Origin of the sequence: Streptomyces actuosus, from assembly GCF_016921115.1 — a bacterium.
Lineage (GTDB): Bacteria > Actinomycetota > Actinomycetes > Streptomycetales > Streptomycetaceae > Streptomyces > Streptomyces actuosus_A.
Genome location: NZ_JAFFZS010000008.1, coordinates 246,801 through 262,918, shown reverse-complemented (window position 1 = coordinate 262,918; position 16,118 = coordinate 246,801). Strand labels below are relative to the sequence as shown.

Below are 16,118 nucleotides of genomic sequence, written 5' to 3'. Positions count from 1 at the left end.
CACTTGATGGGGTAAGGCTCCCAGTAGACGACTGGGTTGATAGGCCGGATATGGAAGCCAGGTGACTGGTGGAGTTGACCGGTACTAATAGGCCGAGGGCTTGTCCTCAGTTGCTCGCGTCCACTGTGTTGGTTCTGAAACCACGAACAGCGTCCACCACTGTGTGTGGTGGGTCTGGTTGTCTGTTTCATAGTGTTTCGGTGGTCATAGCGTGAGGGAAACGCCCGGTTACATTCCGAACCCGGAAGCTAAGCCTTACAGCGCCGATGGTACTGCAGGGGGGACCCTGTGGGAGAGTAGGACGCCGCCGAACAAATTGTGAAAAAGGGCCCACACCGAAAATCGGTGTGGGCCCTTTTGTTTTTCCGTTAGCTTGAGTCGTATGAACTACGTCATCCGATCCATCCGTGCCGACGAGTGGCCCGCGGCCAAGGAGCTGCGGCTCGCCGCGCTGCAGGATCCGATCGCGCACCTCGCCTTTCTGGAGACGTACAACGAGGTTCTGGCCCAGCCGGACTCTTTCTGGGAGGGGCGGGCCGCCCGGGTCTGCGAGGGCGCGGAATCGGGGCAGCAGATCATTGCCGAGGGGCAGGACGGTCGGTGGGTCGGGACGCTGACCGTACTGCTCGAGGAGCCCGGGACGACCGACTGGGCCGGGTATCCGGTCGAGCGGAAGCAGGGGCACGTGGTCGGTGTGTTCGTACGGCCCGAGGAGCGGGGCAGCGGGCTGATCGAGGTGCTCGTCGACGCCGGCCTGGAGTGGGCCTGGGGGCGTGACGCCGAGCGGGTACGACTCATCGTGCATGAGGAGAACGGGCGGGCTCAACGGCTCTACCGGAAGGTGGGCTTCGTGCCGACCGGCCTTGTTGTGCCACTGTCCGCGAGGCCGGACGAGAGGGAGCTGGAGTTCGCCGTCGAGCGGCCGTAACGGGTGCAGCCGACCGCTTCGGCAATCCTCAGCAGGACCTTAGACCGGCAGTTCGTCGTGCGGCCAGCGGGCGCGGGCCTGTTCCCGTGATCGGAGCAGAGCCAGGGTCGGCAGGCCCCGGGCTGCTCCGGTGGCCAGCAGCTCCGGCAGCCGGGGAAGCGGAGCCACGGCGGCGACGTCGTCCAGGACGAGCGTCAGTGGTGGGTCGAGCCGACCGGAGGATGACCGTTCGGCCATGCGCCGGCCGCGCTCGACCACGCTGGAGACGAGGGCCGTCAGGAGCGGCATCGCGCCTGGGTTCGTCCTGGGGTCCTCGATGGATTGACCCACCACATAGAGCGTGCCCCCTTCCTGGACGAAGGAATCCAAGGCGAGGGCATCAGTTCGGTTGGGTGTGCAGGCCTCACGGACATGGACCGTGAGGAGCGCGGACAGAGCCCGGGCCACCAGTTCCTGGGCCATGTCACGGCGCTCCGGGTGCGCGGTGAGCGCGGCCTCCAGTTCGCCCGCTGCACCGAACGCGGCCTTCGGACTCGTCCGCAGGGTGCGCACGGCGTCCTGGATCTGGGTGCCCTGCGACCAGCGGTGGACATGGCGGATGGTGCGGCCGTCGACGGCGGCTGCGTGGAGGTAGCTGCGCAGCAGCAGGGCGGCGGTGTCGCCGACCGCCTGGTCCAGGCGGGAGGTGGGGCGCACGGGGGAGAGGAGCGCCGCGGCTCTCTCCTCCGCGGCCTGCTTGTCCTCGCAGGCGGCGGTGGGGGACCAGTGGAGGCGGGCCGGGGTGTCGCAGGCGTGGGTGGGGTCGTAGAGGTGGACCGGGCCGAGCTTGGCGCGGGCGTCCTTGGTGTCCTGCCACAGGGCCGGGTTCGAGGTGACGACGAGGGCGGGGCCCTCCGCCTCCCGGATGACCTCGGCCGCGGTGGTCCGGCGGATCTCCGCGGGCCCGTACAGCACCGGACCCTCCGTGCGACGGACGTCCCGCGCGGTCTCGCGGAGCTCCTCAGTCCTCGGCGGGGGGAGCGCCGGCTCGGCCTCCCTCGGACGGGAATCCGCCGGCCGTGCCGGGATTTGTGCCGGTGCCGCTGCTGTGGCCCGTTCGATGGCGGCCGTCCGCGCCGCGTCCCGCCCGGCTCGTCGCGATCGCCAGCGGGCCACCGTGCCGATGACGAAGACCGTCAGCACGAACAGGACCGTCAGCTGGCCGATGAACAGGCCCCAGAAGAGGCCGTAGCCGGACAGCTGGGCCTCGGGGCTCTCGGGCCAGGCGCCCGCGATGTCGTGGGGGCGGCCGATGAGGTGGCGCATGGCCAGGGGGGTACGGGTGAAGGAGACGCCGTGAGGCCACCCGCCGTGGGAGAACAGGCCCGCCAGGCCCGTGGCCGTCCACACCAGCAGGGTCATGCCGAGGAGGAACGCGAGTATGCCGACCAGCAGGCCGTCGGGGATGCCGCCCTGGCCGCCCGTCCGGCCGGCACCCTGCGCACGGCGGTTGTCCGGTCCCACGCTCCGTCCCCTCTACGCCACCGTCGACTCGGAGTCGCCCAGGTGCTGCTCCACGAACGCCGCCGCTCGCTCCTCCGCCTCCAGTTCGGCGGCGCGCAGGGCGTCGTCCGCGGGGTCGGTGGAGGACTCCGTCATCGCACGGTCGGTGAAGACCAGCGGGCGTTCGGACTCGGTGATCAGATGCTTGACGACCTGCACGTTGCCGTTGACGTCCCAGACCGCGATGCCCGGCGTCAACGTCGGGATGATCTCCACAGCCCATCGGGGCAGCCCCAGCACGCGGCCCGTGGCCCGTGCCTCGTCGGCCTTCTGCGCGTAGACCGTCCGTGTCGACGCCATCTTCAGGATCGCCGCCGCCTCCTTCGCCGCCGCGCCGTCCACCACGTCGGACAGGTGGTGGACGACCGCCACGAACGACAGACCCAGCCGGCGCCCGAACTTCAGCAGCCGCTGGAACAGCTGCGCCACGAAGGGGCTGTTGATGATGTGCCAGGCCTCCTCGACCAGGAAGATGCGCTTCTTGCGGTCCGGGCGGATCCAGGTGTGCTCCAGCCACACGCCGACGATCGCCATCAGGATCGGCATGGCGATGGAGTTGCGGTCGATGTGGGACAGGTCGAACACGGTGAGCGGGGCGTCGAGGTCGATGCCGACCGTCGTCGGACCGTCGAACATGCCCCGCAGGTCGCCGTCGACCAGGCGGTCCAGGACCAGGGCGACGTCCAGGCCCCATGCCCGCACATCGTCTATGGCGACGTTCATCGCCTCCGCCGACTCCGGTTCGGGGTGCCGCAGCTGCTCGACGATGTCGGACAGGACCGGCTGGCGTTCCACGATCGTCTCGTTGACGTAGGCGTGGGCGACCTTCAGGGCGAAGCCGGACCGCTCGTCCAGGCCGTGCCCCATCGCGACCTCGATGATCGTCCGCAGCAGCGCGAGCTGACCGGTGGTCGTGATCGACGGGTCCAGGGGGTTGAGCCGGATACCGTGGTCCAGGGCGGCCGTCGGGTCGAGCCGGATGGGTGTTATCCCCAGCTCCTGCGCGATCAGGTTCCACTCGCCGACCCCGTCCTCGCCCTGTGCGTCGAGGACGACGACCTGCCGGTCGCGGAAGCGGAGCTGGCGCAGGACGTATGTCTTCTCCAACGCCGACTTGCCGTTGCCGGACTCGCCGAGGACCAGCCAGTGCGGGGCCGGGAGCTGCTGCCCGTACAGCTGGAAGGGGTCGTAGACGTAGCCCTTGCCGGAGTACACCTCCCGGCCGATGATCACACCCGAGTCGCCGAGCCCGGGCGCGGCCGTCGGGAGGTAGACCGCCTGGGCCTGGCCCGTCGAGGTGCGCACCGGCAGGCGGGTCGTCTCGACCTTCCCGAACAGGAAGGAGGTGAAGGCGTCCGTGAGGACGGAGAGCGGGTCCCGCATCAGCGCATCAGCCCCTACCTTCGGATTCCGGTGGCGAACGGCAGCGTGTTCACGAACGCGCGGTGGTGCTCGCGGTCGCACCACTCCAGCTTCAGGTACGACTTTCCGGCCGAGGCCCTTATCGTCCGCTTGTCGCGGTTGAGGGCCTCCGGGGAGCGGGAGGAGACGGTGATGTAGCCGACCAGGTTGACGCCGGCGGCGCCGCTGGCGAGATCCTCGCCGCGCTGGTCGAGCCGGTTGTGGGCGGCGATGTCGCGCGGGTCGACCGTGCGGTTCATCTTGGCGGCGCGGGAGGCCTCGGCCTCGTCGTTGGTCTTCTCGGTCAGCATCCGCTCGATGGCGACCTCGGTCGGCTCCAGGTCCATGGTCACCGCCACCGTGCGGATCACGTCCGGGGTGTGCACCAGGAGGGGGGCCAGGAAGTTGACGCCGACGGGCGTCATCGGCCATTCCTTGACCCAGGCCGTGGCGTGGCACCAGGGGGCGCGGGTGGAGGACTCCCGGGTCTTGGCCTGGAGATAGGTGGGCTCGGTGGCGTCCAGCTCGGCCGGCCAGGCATTGCGCTTCGTCATCGCCTGGATGTGGTCGATCGGATGGTCCGGGTCGTACATCGAGTGGATGAGGGAGGCGAGCCGGCCCTGCCCCAGCGGCTGCCGGACGCGGATGTCGGCCTCCTGCAGGCGGGAGCAGATGTCGGTCAGCTCACGGGCCATGACGACGGCCAGACCGGCGTCCCGGTCGACCTTCCGGCCGCCGGCCTGCGGCCGGGCGGCGCGGGCCATGACGTTGGCCTCGGCGGCCAGTTCCCGGGTGTAGTGCATGCAGGCGACGAGGTAGGCGCGGTGCTGCTCGCTGCTCGTCGACACCATCGACAGCAGCTGGTCGTACGACTGCTGGAGCCACGGCGGTGTCTTGTCGTCGCCGCGGGCGGCGACGTCCTTGGCGTGGGCGTCGGGGTCGGCGGGGAGGGTGCGGGCGAGCATCTGCAGGCGGGTGACGAAGCCGTCGCCGTTGGCCACGTGCTTGAGCAGGGTGCCGAAACGGTCGACGAGGGCTTCCTGGTCCTCGGAGTCGCGCAGGCCGACACCGGGTCCCTCGATCTCGATGGCGGCGGTGACCGTCCGGCGGTCGGCGTGCAGCAGCACGGCGATCTCGTCGGGCCCGAAGGGCGCGGCCATCCAGCTCAGCCGTCCGATGCCGGGCGGGGACCCGACCTCGATCTCCCGCCCGTCGATGCGGGTCCCCGCCTCCATGGCTGCGGATCGGTAGGCGGCGCCCCGGCGCAGGGTCCGCCGGTAGCTCCGGTTGATCTCGAACCACTTGTAGAAGGTGCGGTTCCGGTAGGGCACGTAGACCGCGGCCAGCGCGATCAGCGGGAAGCCGGTCAGCAGCGCGATGCGCAGCGGGAGGACGGGGACGAGGAGACCGCACATCATGCCGAGGAACGCGCCCACGACGATCAGCGCGATCTCGCCGGTCTCGCGGTTGCGGCCGACGATCGCGTTCGGCCGGGCGCGGCCGATCAGATATGTACGGCGGGGCGTGACCGGATGGGACACGTGGGACTCGGTCGTCAACGCCCTTCACCTCCCGTGCGGTTGGTACTGCTGTTGCGGGTGTTGCTGGCGTGGGGAGTGTTGACGGTGGTGCTGGAGCGGGGCGGGGGTGCGGCGGAGGGGACAGATCCGCCGCCACCACCGGTCGAGGTGCGGCTGCCGTGGGCGGTGACGCCACCGGACGCCGGGTTGGCCGGGCGGGGGGTGCTCGTCGAGGCGGCCTGGCCGCCGCTGTTGCTGTCGGCCCGGCTGCTGTGGGTCTTGATGCCCTGGGCGACGAGGGTGGCCGGGGAGCTGATGACCGCGGCGGCCTTGCCCTCGGCGCCCTGCATGATGCGGTTGTTGCGGGAGTTGGCGATCTCGTCGCCGAAGCCGGGGACGAAACGGTAGATCATGCCGCTGGCGAAGATGGCGAGGAGGATGATGGCGAGCCCGGAGACGACGGCGGCCAGCGAGTCGGGCCCCTCGTCGGTGCTGAGCGCGCCGGCGAGCCCGAGGACGATCACGATGACCGGTTTCACCAGGATGACGGCGATCATGATCCCGGCCCAACGGCGCACGTGGCCCCACAGGTTCTTGTCGACGAGGCCGGCGTAGACGACGACGCCGAGCAGCGCGCCGACGTACAGGAGGACGGCGCGCAGGAACAGCTCCAGGTACAGCACGCCCGCGGCGAGGATGGAGACCAGCGACACCAGGATCAGCATGATCGGGCCGCCGCCGATGTCGTTGCCCTGTTTCAGGGCCGCCGAGAAGGTCCCGAAGAACGCGTCCGTCTGGTCCCCGGTCGCCGTCGCCAGCACGTCGCTGACCCCGTCCGTCGCTGAGACCACCGTGTACAGGATCAGCGGCGTGAAGGCGGAGGCCAGGACCGTCAGCCACAGGAAGCCGATGGCTTCCGAGACGGCGGTGGTGAACGGCACGCCGCGCACCGCGCGCTTGGCCACCGCCAGCAGCCAGAGCACCAGGGTGAGGATGGCCGACGCGGCGAAGACGATCGCGTACTGCTGGAGGAACCTCGGGTTCGTGAAGTCGACGCTCGCGGTCGCCTTCACGGCCTCACTGAGCTTGTCGACGGTCCAGGAAGCCGCACTGGCGAAGCCCTTGGCGAGCGAACTCAGCGGATCGAGGGTGCCGGTGGGATCGAGGGTGGGGGAGGTACCGGGGGAGCCTTTGGAGCCGTTGCCGCGCTCGCAGTAGTCCTTGGCGGGGCCGACGATGAGGTCACACTTGTCGTTGGACGACGTGGGTGTGGGAGACGGCGCTGCTGTCGCGCGGGTGGCAAGCAGCAGGGCCATGGTTTGTACGGCTGTGAAAGCAACGGTGGCTTTGAGCACGCGGTTCGGGCTACCGGGCATAAGTGAACCCTCCGTACTCCTGGACGGCCTTCGCCATCTCGTCGGCGGTGGACGCCTTCTCGTCGCCGGGCACGGGAGCAGGCCCGCTTTCCTGGGAGAAGCTGTCGACCTTCCAGTCGCCGTTCGCCCAACGGAGATGAAGCGTCAGGGTGAACCAGTCGCTGGTGACGGGATCGGTCGAGTTCTGCCCGGCTGTGCCGTACAGCCCGGTGCACCAGACCTCGGCCGTCGCCGTGGTGTCGGAATAGCTGGTGACCTTGGTACCGACCGGCACGGTGCGTGAGACGTAGGTGTGGTCGGGGGCCGCGTTGCCGTTCTCGTCCAGGCCGATGTTGCTGAGGAATTCCTTGGAGTACGCCTGGTTGAACTTCGTCTTCAACTCGGCCTGCTTGTCGGCGACGAAGACCTGCTGCACGATCTCTGTGCGTCTGTCGGGCTTGAGGATGTCAGCAGAGACCAGCACCACCGCATAGTTCGCCGCCGCGCTCTGCGCGCCCTGTTGGTCGTGGGCGAAGCCGGTCGGGATGGCCCCGGACGAGACCTCCACGGGGCGTACTCCGCTCGCGGCCGTGGCCGCGCCCTTCGGCTCGGAGCCGTTGGCGGGGCTGCCGCCGGCCGATGAGGAATCGTCTCCTCCACGGTTCGCGAAGGCGATCGCGGCGATGAGGAGGACGACGACGCCGACGACCGTGACCAGGCTGCGGGAGGAGGAGCGGGCGGTGCGCCTGGCGCCGCCGTAGGGGTCGCCCTCCGGTAGCCGGGTGCGGGTGTGGCCCGTACCGCCGTAACCGTGCTCGTCACCGGGACTCATGTCGTGGACGCCCCCCTCGACGTCGTGCCAGGACATGTGGACACGTAGATGTACGACGGTAGCCGTGCTGGTTCCCGCGCGGGCGCGGTGTGGTGACTCGACATCAGGGAGACGCAACCTCAGCCGGTGGGCACGACGGGCGGGTGGGATGGAGGGAACCGGACCGGGTGCGGCCGGAGAGGACGAAGTGGGAGGCCTGGTGCTGGCGGCGACGGGTGGGGCGGCCGGAGGGCTACACGGCCATGCCGTACACGATGGTGAACAGCGTGCCGAGCGAGCCGATGATGAAGACGCCGGTCAGCCCGGCGATGATGAGCCCCTTGCCCTGCTCCGCGCTGAAGGTGTCCCGCAGGGCCGTGGCGCCGATCCGCTGCTTCGCGGCGCCCCAGACGGCGATGCCGAGGCAGAGGAGGATGGCGACGGCCATCACCACCTCGATCATCACCTTGGCCTCGTTGCCCAGGCTGCCGAACGGGCCCCAGTCCGGAGCGATCCCGCCGATGATGGTGTTGATGTCTCCCTTGTCGGCTGCAAAGAGCATGTAAGTCACCGCCCCTGTTGGGTAGTTCCGCAGTCCCCTGCGGTGTGCAGAGGTCAGCCTCATTGTCGCCGACAATCTCGCCGTCGTATGTCGACTTGGCGTCATTGATTGGCGGGTTTCGCGCGAACAGCTTGCCAACACCACGTCACCGCTCCTCACCGGGACCGGTCTGCCGGTGTGGAGCGGTGTACGAGTGGTCGTATCGTCACTCTGTGTATCACGGCAGGTCACGCCGGGCAATGAGGACGGAGCGGAACCTGTCGTGTGGTTCCGTCGTTGACCCACTTCTACGAACACGCCCTGTTCTTGACGGCCGATCGGGTGAGGGGCCGTCACGATGTTCCCACGGTGCGGGGTGCGCGGTGCGCCCCCGGTTCAGCGGGGCCGGAGGCCGTACAGCAGGTGGTGGACCTGCTCGTCGAGGCCGGCGAGGGCCTCCTCGGGCGTGAGGGCGCAGCCGGCGACGAAGGCGGCGATGCCGTGCACGCTGGAGGCGACGACCATCATGATGCGCTCGGGGTCGCCCTCGACGATCTCGCCGCGCGCCTGGGCGTCGGTGATGATCCGGGTGAGGGAGCCGAAGGACTCCTCGACGGCGGCGGCGAGCCGGTCGGAGCTGTCGGGCTCGTGCTTGCGCGCGAACATCAGTTCCAGTAGCGCGGGGTTGTCGATGGCGAACCCGAGGTAGGCGCGGGCGAGCGTGCGCACGCGCTCGTCGACGGGCCGGTCGGTGGAGTCGGCGGTGGTGAGGTCGCGGAGCAGGCGCTCGTATCCGGCCAGGGCCAGGGCGTCCAGAAGGGCCTGCTTGTCCTTGAAGTGCCGGCCCGGTGCGGCATGGCTGACGCCGATGTCGCGGGCGAGTTCCCGCAGGGAGAGTGCGGCGGCGCCCTTGTCGCGGAGGGTGCGCTCGGCGCTCTTGAGCAGAGCGGCGCGCAGGTCTCCGTGGTGGTAGCGGCGGCTTGCGGGCATGGGCACCATCGTAACGCGATGTTGTCGTTGACATCATTGTTGGCGTTGCCTACATTGAGGGAATGGCGGATCAGAAGAAGGACTCGACGAGCACGAGCACGTGGACGGCGGCCTCGCTGCCCGACCTGTCCGGTCGTACGGCGGTGGTGACCGGCGCGAACAGTGGTATCGGCCTGGTGGCGGCCCGCGAGCTGGCCCGGGCGGGGGCACACGTGGTCCTCGCCGTACGGGACGAGGGGCGCGGCCGTGCCGCCGCGGCGCAGGCCGGCGGCAGCACGGAGGTGCGGCGGCTCGACCTGGCGGACCTGGCGTCGGTGCGCGACTTCGCGGCCGCCTGGGACGGCCCACTGGATCTGCTGATCAACAACGCCGGCGTGATGATGGTGCCGCAGCAGCGCACCCCGGACGGCTTCGAGCTGCAGTTCGGCACCAACCACCTGGGCCATTTCGCACTCACCAACCTGCTGCTGCCGTACGTGACGGACCGTGTGGTGACGGTGGCCTCGGGAGCGCACCGCTGGCGCGGCGCGGCGATCCACTTCGACGACCTCGACATGGCCGCCGACTACAACCCGCAGCGCGCCTACGCCCAGTCCAAGCTGGCGAACCTGCTCTTCACGCTGGAGCTCCAGCGCCGGCTGACGGAGTCCGGGTCGCCGGTGCGCGCCGTGGCGGCCCATCCGGGGTACGCGGCCACGAACCTCCAGAGCCACGCCGGGAACCCGGTGATGCGGGTGCTCATGCAGGCCGGCAACCGCCTGATCGCGCAGTCGGACCGGGCGGGCGCCCTGCCGACGCTGTACGCGGCCGTGGAGGACGTGCCGGGGGCGAGCTACGTGGGGCCCGACGGGTTCGGGGAGTTCCGCGGGGCGCCCACGCTGGTCGGCCGCTCCCGTGCCGCGAGCGACCCGGAGGTGGCGCGACGTCTGTGGGCCGTGTCGGAGGAGCTGACGGGAGTGGTCTTCCCCGTGGAGACGGGCGCAGCGGGCCCTTCGGCCGGGACGCGTGTCTGAGGTGAGCGCGGGCGGTTCGGCCGGGGCACGGGCCTGAGGCGATCGGGGGCCGCTGCACGGGGACGCGTGTCTGAGGGTGAGCGCGGGCTGTTCGACCGGGACATGAGTCTGAAGGATGGGGTCGATCACCCGGGGCCTGCGGCCCGCGCTCCGTCGCCGGCGCACCGCCCCCGCCCCTCGGGGCATGCCGACCGGGGCCCGCGGCGTGCCGTCCCGGGCCTGTGGGCGTGCCGCCCCGGCCCGGCGGCGGGTGCTCGTCGTTCCCCGGGACGCCTCGCCGCGTCCCGCCAACACCCCGTGCTCTGGAGGCGTTCGCGCGACGGGGCATGGGGTGATGCCGACGAGGGCGTCCCCGAGGCGGTCGTGCACGGGGGCGGCTACCGGGTGCGGGTCACCCGGGACGCGGAGACCGGCCGGGTCACCGCCCTGGACGTGCGGACACCGGACGCCCCCGTCCGCGTCGCCTCCTTCGGCTACGACGACTCCGGCCGCCGCCTGGTGGCCGTGTCGGGATCCCGCGGCGTGCCCCTGCGCTTCACCTACGACGACGAGCAGCGCGTGACGTCGTGGACCGACCGCAACGGCCACACCTACGGCTACGTCCACGACGCCACGGGCCGCGTCGTGGAGACGATCGGCCCCGACGGGGCGCTGTCCTCACGCTTCGCCTACGACTCCGCCGCGCGCGAGACCCGCTACACGGACTCCACCGGCGCGGTCACCGTCACCCGCTTCAACCGGCTCGGCCAGACGGTCCGCGAGACCGACCCGCTCGGCAACACGGTGCTCTTCGAGTGGGACCGCTACGACAACCTGTTGTCGCGCACCGACGAACTGGGGTACACGTCCCGCTTCGCCTACGACGACTCGGGCAACCTCCTCACCGTCCACCTCCCGGACGGGCGCCGGGCCTCCGCCACGTACGACGCGCTGCACCCGCCGGAGACGACGACCGGCCCGGACGGCACGGTGTGGCGGAACGTCTTCGACGAGCGGGGCAACCGCACTGCGATCGTCGCTCCCGACGGCACCTCGACGACGTTCACCCACGACGCAACGGGAGCCGTGGCCACCGTCGGCTACCCGACGGGTGAGACGGAGTCGCGGGGCAACGACCAGGCGGGCCTGGTCCTGTCGGTCTCCGACGGGCACGGCGCCACCCACACGGTGACCAGGGACGCCTTCGGACGCCCCCGCGAGTCCGTCGACCCGGCCGGATCCGTCACGCGCCTGGAGTGGACGGCGGACGGCTGGCCGATCCGGCGCACCGCCCCGGACGGTGCCGTCGAGCGGTGGACGTACGACGAGGAGGGCAACTGCCTCACCCACACCGACCCCTTGGGCGGCGTGACGCGCTTCGAGTACACCTGGTTCGACCTGCTCGCCGCCCGCACCGGCAAGGACGGAGCGCGGTACGAGTTCATGTACGACACCGAGCTGCGGATCACTTCGGTGCTCGACCCGCGTGGCAGGACGTGGAACTGCCGCTACGGCCTGTCGGGACTGACCGACTCCCAGACCGACTTCGACGGGCGCACCACGCACTGCACCCACGATGCCGCCGGCCGCCTCGTCGCCCGGACGACGCCGCTCGGCCAACGCATCGGCTTCACGTTCGACGCGGTCGGCAACGTGCTGGAGAAGGTCGCCGACGGTGTGGTCACCCGGTACACCTACGACAGCGGCGACCGGCTCACTTCCGCCGTTTCGCGCCTCTCCTCGCTCACCCTGGAACGCGACGCCCTGGGGCGGCTGCTCACGGAGACGGTCGACGGGCGCAGCATGCGCTACGGCTACGACGCGCACGGCGAACTCGTCTCACGCACGACACCGACCGGTGCCACCACCTCGTACGCCTACGACACCGCGGGCGACCGGGTGCGCGTCGACTGCGCCGGTCACACGCTCGGCTTCGCCCGGGACGAGCTGGGCCGGGAGACGCGGCGCACCCTCGGTCCCGCACACGCGCCGGTGACACTCACCTCGCAGGGGGACACGATCGGCCGGCTCGCGGCACGCTCGCTGACCACGCCCCACGGCACGCTCCGGGACCGCGCCTACGGATACCGAGCCGACGGCTTCCTGACCCGGATCACGGACCGGCGGGCCGGCTCCGGCCGGCGGTTCGAACTCGACCCGCTGGGACGCCCGCTCGGCGTCGACGCCGACGACTGGTCGGAGCGCTGTGCCTACGACTCCACCGGGAACCAGACCGACGCCCACTGGCCCGACCGAGCCCGGCACCCGGAGAGCCGCGGAAAGACGTTGTCGAGCCGGGCTTCTACATCGCGAACAAGCCGCACCGGAAGCAGAAGGTCGACAACGGCCCGGCGATCCGCATGATGAAGTCCGATCACGGTCAGCTCAACGGCACGGGGTCCAGCACCACAGCGACCAACTGGCACTCGACGCAGCGAGCGTTGATCAATCAGGGGCGCATCACCGAGGCGATGCGCAGGGACATCGACGACATCAAGACCAGGTTCCCCGGCCAGTACGACCAACACATCAAGGAGATGGTGGCGAGCCTGAAGCACAACACGCTGCTCCAGGACATGCTGGCCAAGCGCGGATGGACGATCGACGAAGCAGCGCTGTTGGCATGAGGCGGGAGAGCGACAACTGGCCGTAAGAGGGAGGCACAAGGGTGGATGTCGAACTGTTGCCGCATGTCGGCGTCGCATCGTTCCGGCTGGGCATGCCGTTCGACGACGCGATGACCGCGGCTCGGTCCTGGGGGCGGGTTTCTCCCGAAGGGCGGCGCCCACCGGGAAAGTACGTGGTCGCCAACGAGCTCTACCAGTTCGAGTTCGTACTGCTCTTCGAGTCGGAGGGGAAGGAACTCCTGACCGGTGTCGAGGTCTGGCGCTTCCGAGACGAGGCCACCGACATCCGTTTCCTCCTCGAAGGCGTGGACGTCTTCCGCACACCTGCGGACGATCTGCCGGAGATCCTGGAGGAACAAGGGCACGAGGTCGTCGAGAGCGATTACGGCTTCGACGAGGTCACCGACCTCGGCCTGCGCTTCGCCAACAACAGCTCCTTCGCGTACCCGGCCGACGAGGAGGGGGACCCCCTGTACTTCGACTACGTCCTCGTCAGCACGGAGCCCGTCGCCTGAGCCGCCCGGGGGCGAGGGCCGCGGCGCGCGGGGCTCGTGATGCCCGCGGCGGCAACGCGGGTGAGCGGTTGCGGTGTTTCTCTCAGGTTCGTCGGTCACAGTGGTTCCCGATGGACAGAGAATCCCGTTCCCCGGGCCACCGCCGCCTCGCGCTGTGCGCCGCGCTCGTGCTGCTGGTCGTCACCCCCTCGTCCCTCGCGGCCGCCGACGCCGGCACGGGTCCCCTCGGAGTGACCGCCGGGGCGGTGGTGAGCGAGCGCAGCGACCGGGTCGGGGTGCTGTTCCGCGACGGGGACGACATCGTCGGGGGCCACTTCTGCACGGCCTCCGTGGTCCACAGCCCGCGGCGCGATCTCGTCCTCACCGCCGCCCACTGCCTCAACGGCGACGGAGACCTGCTGTTCGCACCCGGGTACCGGGACGGGCTGGCACCGCACGGCGTCTGGAGGGTGGCCAGGCGGGTGCTGCCCGCAGAGTGGGTCGAGCGGCAGGACGAGGACAGCGACGTCGCCTTCGCCGTCGTCGAACCCGATCGGGAGGGGAACGGGATCGAGGACGTCGTCGGCGCGGAGCGGTTCGCCGCCGGGACGGCCACCGGTGCCACCGCCGTCACCGTCACCGGGTATCCGAGCGACCGCGAGACGCCGGTCACCTGCACGAACAAGCCGACCGCACACGGCCGCACCCAGCAGCGCATCGAGTGCCCCGGCTTCAGCGGGGGGACGAGCGGCAGCCCCTGGGTGAACGGGGACGGGAAGGTCGTCGGCGTCCTCGGCGGACACGAGCTGGGCGGGGACACCGACGACGTCTCCTACAGCGTCGCCCTCGGGACCGAGGCGGCTCGGCTGTACCGGGAGGCCCTCTCCGCGTCCTGACCGTGCGGGGCGACCGTTCTGACGAGACGTCAAAGCGCCCGTGGAGGGCGACCCGCCTCTACACTGACCTCGGCGTACTCCCGGGCGGCGAGGGGCGGTTGACGGTGCGGAAGGTGTGGATCGGGGCGACCGCCGCTGTGGCCGCAGCCGTCGGGTTCGTCATGGTGCTCGTCGCCGGCGTGTACATCGTCGCCGGGACGATGCTGGGAGGCCTCGGCGGAGTCGGCAAGGCGCTGGCCGAGGGGGCCGTACCCGCCGCGTACCAGACGCTGGTGCAGAAGTGGGGCAACCTGTGCCCGGCCCTCAACCCGGCGCTGCTCGCCGCGCAGCTGTACCAGGAGAGCGGGTTCAACCCGCGGGCGAAGAGCCCGGCGAAGGCGGAGGGGATTGCTCAGTTCATCCCGGGGACGTGGGCCACGCACGGGATCGACGGTGACGGGGACGGGGACCGCGACGTGTGGGACCCGAACGACGCGATTCCGTCGGCCGCGTCGTACGACTGCGAACTCGCCTCCTACGTCCAGGACGTGCCGGGCGACAGGACGAAGAACATGCTCGCCGCCTACAACGCCGGGGCGTACGCCGTCATCAAGTACGGGGGTGTGCCGCCGTACAAGGAGACCCGGAACTACGTGAGGATCATCACGACACTGGAGGACTCCTTCGCCGCACCGGTGAACCGCGTCGATCCGTCGAAGCAGGCCGCGGGCGCCATCTACTTCGCGCAGAAGAAGCTCGGCACCCCCTACCTCTGGGGCGGCAACGGCACGCCCGACCAGGACGGACGGTTCGACTGCTCGGGGCTCACCAAGGCCGCCTACGACAGCGTCGGGATCGACCTGCCCCGTGTCGCCAACGACCAGTACAACGCCGGACCGCACCCGCGACGGGAGGAACTGCTGCCCGGGGACCTGGTGTTCTTCTCCGACGACCTCACCGACTCCCGCGCCATCCGGCACGTGGGCATCTACGTGGGCGGCGGATACATGATCGACGCGCCGCGGCCGGGGGCCGTCATCCGGTTCGACCCGATCGACACGCCGGACTGGTTCGGGGCCACCCGGGTCACCGAGGATGGCGCGAAAGCGCTCCCCACCACCGTCTGACGCCGCCTGAGGTTCCACCCCCTGAGCTGCGGCGATGGATCTCTCTTCGATAACGTCTGCGTGATCATTCAGTGGAGGATGGAACGTATTCACAGGGGCCGTGCGTTCCTGTTGACGACCGATGATCCACGGGGGTGGGCAGAGGCGGCGCACTGATGGTGCGCCTGAGCGAACGACGTTAGGGGCCGCAGCACCATGGCTGGACTCGCCGAATCCGGGTCGAACCCCGACGTCGACCTGCTCTACGACATCAACGGCCTCGCCAAGGACGCACCCCACTGGTTCGACACGGTGATGGAATACGTCGGCGAGTACGGACTCCTGCTCGCCATGGTGCTGCTCGTGCTGTGGTGCTGGCGGACCGTCCGGCGCCGCGGCGCCGAGGACGCCGCGTCCTCCGTGGCCGGGCTGGTCTGGGCGCCGCTCGCCGCCGCGATCGCCGTGCTCGTCAACGTGCCCATCCGCGGCTTCGTGGAGCGGCCTCGGCCTTTCCTGGACCACCAGGGGCTGGACGTCCTCGTCTCCGGCAAGACCGACTACTCGTTCGTCAGCGACCACGCCACCCTCACCATGGCGATGGGCGTCGCCCTTTTCGTCGCCCACCGCAGGTTCGGGCTCGTCGGGATAGGGATCGCGCTGCTGGAGGGCTTCTGCCGGGTCTACATGGGCGTGCACTACCCGACCGACGTCGTCGGCGGCTTCGCCCTCGGCACGGCCGTCGCCCTGCTCCTGTCGCCCCTCGCCATGGCCCTGCTCACCCCGGTGCTGAAGGCCGTCGAGCGGTCGCCGCGGGCCGGTTGGATGGTGCGCAGCCGGTCGGTGGCGGGGACGCGCAGAGGCGTCGTCCCCGGCGCACACAGCGAGCACACCGTGGAGACCGAGGAGCGCGACCTGGCCGCCTGACGGCCCCGTCTC

15 protein-coding genes and 2 rRNA genes are annotated in these 16,118 nt (G+C 70.3%); 10 read left to right on the top strand and 7 right to left on the bottom strand.

Features of this window, described 5'->3' with window-relative positions:
- From JS756_RS13810 to JS756_RS13800, 3 genes are all read left to right on the top strand, one after another.
- Window positions 1–108 (top strand): 23S ribosomal RNA (locus tag JS756_RS13810); the annotation flags it as partial.
- Window positions 109–196: 88 nt separating this feature from the next.
- Window positions 197–313, top strand: a 5S ribosomal RNA gene (gene rrf / locus JS756_RS13805).
- 69 nt (window positions 314–382) lie between these two features.
- Entirely contained in the window at window positions 383–928 is a 546-nt protein-coding gene (locus JS756_RS13800; RefSeq protein WP_205383360.1) for a GNAT family N-acetyltransferase, read from the top strand.
- Window positions 929–967: 39 nt separating this feature from the next.
- On the opposite strand, the gene JS756_RS13795 is transcribed toward JS756_RS13800, so the two are convergent.
- The 7 genes from JS756_RS13795 to JS756_RS13765 form a co-directional block, all read right to left on the bottom strand.
- Entirely contained in the window at window positions 968–2,431 is a 1,464-nt protein-coding gene (locus JS756_RS13795) for a type IV secretory system conjugative DNA transfer family protein (RefSeq protein WP_205383359.1), read from the bottom strand.
- A gap of 12 nt (window positions 2,432–2,443) precedes the next feature.
- Window positions 2,444–3,853, bottom strand: a complete 1,410-nt coding sequence (locus tag JS756_RS13790) for an ATP-binding protein (protein WP_205383358.1) — start codon at window positions 3,851–3,853, stop codon at window positions 2,444–2,446.
- A gap of 14 nt (window positions 3,854–3,867) precedes the next feature.
- The gene (locus JS756_RS13785) at window positions 3,868–5,430 is read right to left on the bottom strand and encodes an SCO6880 family protein (RefSeq protein ID WP_205383357.1); all 1,563 of its coding nucleotides are present in this window, start codon (window positions 5,428–5,430) and stop codon (window positions 3,868–3,870) included.
- Window positions 5,427–6,767, bottom strand: a complete 1,341-nt coding sequence (locus tag JS756_RS13780) for a hypothetical protein (RefSeq protein ID WP_205383356.1) — start codon at window positions 6,765–6,767, stop codon at window positions 5,427–5,429. Before JS756_RS13780 ends, JS756_RS13785 begins: the two co-directional genes overlap by 4 nt.
- Window positions 6,757–7,578 carry a DUF8175 domain-containg protein gene (locus JS756_RS13775; RefSeq protein WP_205383383.1) on the bottom strand — a complete coding sequence of 274 codons (822 nt, stop codon included), beginning with the start codon at window positions 7,576–7,578 and terminating at the stop codon, window positions 6,757–6,759. The genes JS756_RS13780 and JS756_RS13775 overlap by 11 nt, the downstream gene beginning before the upstream one ends.
- A 232-nt stretch (window positions 7,579–7,810) precedes the next feature.
- A complete protein-coding gene (locus JS756_RS13770) occupies window positions 7,811–8,119 on the bottom strand; it encodes a DUF8827 family protein (RefSeq protein WP_014673544.1) in 309 nt (102 codons plus the stop codon).
- A 375-nt stretch (window positions 8,120–8,494) separates the two neighbouring features.
- Window positions 8,495–9,097, bottom strand: a complete 603-nt coding sequence (locus tag JS756_RS13765; protein WP_205383355.1) for a TetR/AcrR family transcriptional regulator — start codon at window positions 9,095–9,097, stop codon at window positions 8,495–8,497.
- A 53-nt stretch (window positions 9,098–9,150) separates the two neighbouring features.
- Here JS756_RS13765 and JS756_RS13760 point away from each other — a divergent pair, with 53 nt between their 5' ends.
- The 7 genes from JS756_RS13760 (at window position 9,151) to JS756_RS13730 (ending at window position 16,106) form a co-directional block, all read left to right on the top strand.
- On the top strand, window positions 9,151–10,101 hold the full coding sequence (locus JS756_RS13760) for an oxidoreductase (protein ID WP_205383354.1): 951 nt from the start codon (window positions 9,151–9,153) through the stop codon (window positions 10,099–10,101).
- Window positions 10,102–10,398: 297 nt separating this feature from the next.
- Entirely contained in the window at window positions 10,399–12,444 is a 2,046-nt protein-coding gene (locus JS756_RS13755; RefSeq protein ID WP_205383353.1) for an RHS repeat domain-containing protein, read from the top strand.
- Window positions 12,445–12,521: 77 nt separating this feature from the next.
- Window positions 12,522–12,707 (top strand): hypothetical protein, encoded by a 186-nt coding sequence (locus JS756_RS13750; RefSeq protein WP_205383352.1) that lies wholly within the window; start codon window positions 12,522–12,524, stop codon window positions 12,705–12,707.
- Between the two features lie 41 nt (window positions 12,708–12,748).
- Window positions 12,749–13,222 carry a hypothetical protein gene (locus tag JS756_RS13745; RefSeq protein WP_307790602.1) on the top strand — a complete coding sequence of 158 codons (474 nt, stop codon included), beginning with the start codon at window positions 12,749–12,751 and terminating at the stop codon, window positions 13,220–13,222.
- Window positions 13,223–13,332: 110 nt separating this feature from the next.
- Complete coding sequence (locus JS756_RS13740; protein WP_205383351.1) at window positions 13,333–14,097, top strand: trypsin-like serine peptidase; 765 nt, start codon at window positions 13,333–13,335, stop codon at window positions 14,095–14,097.
- A gap of 98 nt (window positions 14,098–14,195) precedes the next feature.
- Window positions 14,196–15,203 carry a C40 family peptidase gene (locus tag JS756_RS13735; protein ID WP_240203696.1) on the top strand — a complete coding sequence of 336 codons (1,008 nt, stop codon included), beginning with the start codon at window positions 14,196–14,198 and terminating at the stop codon, window positions 15,201–15,203.
- Between the two features lie 195 nt (window positions 15,204–15,398).
- Entirely contained in the window at window positions 15,399–16,106 is a 708-nt protein-coding gene (locus JS756_RS13730) for a phosphatase PAP2 family protein (protein WP_205383350.1), read from the top strand.
- The last annotated feature ends 12 nt before the right edge of the window (window positions 16,107–16,118 follow it).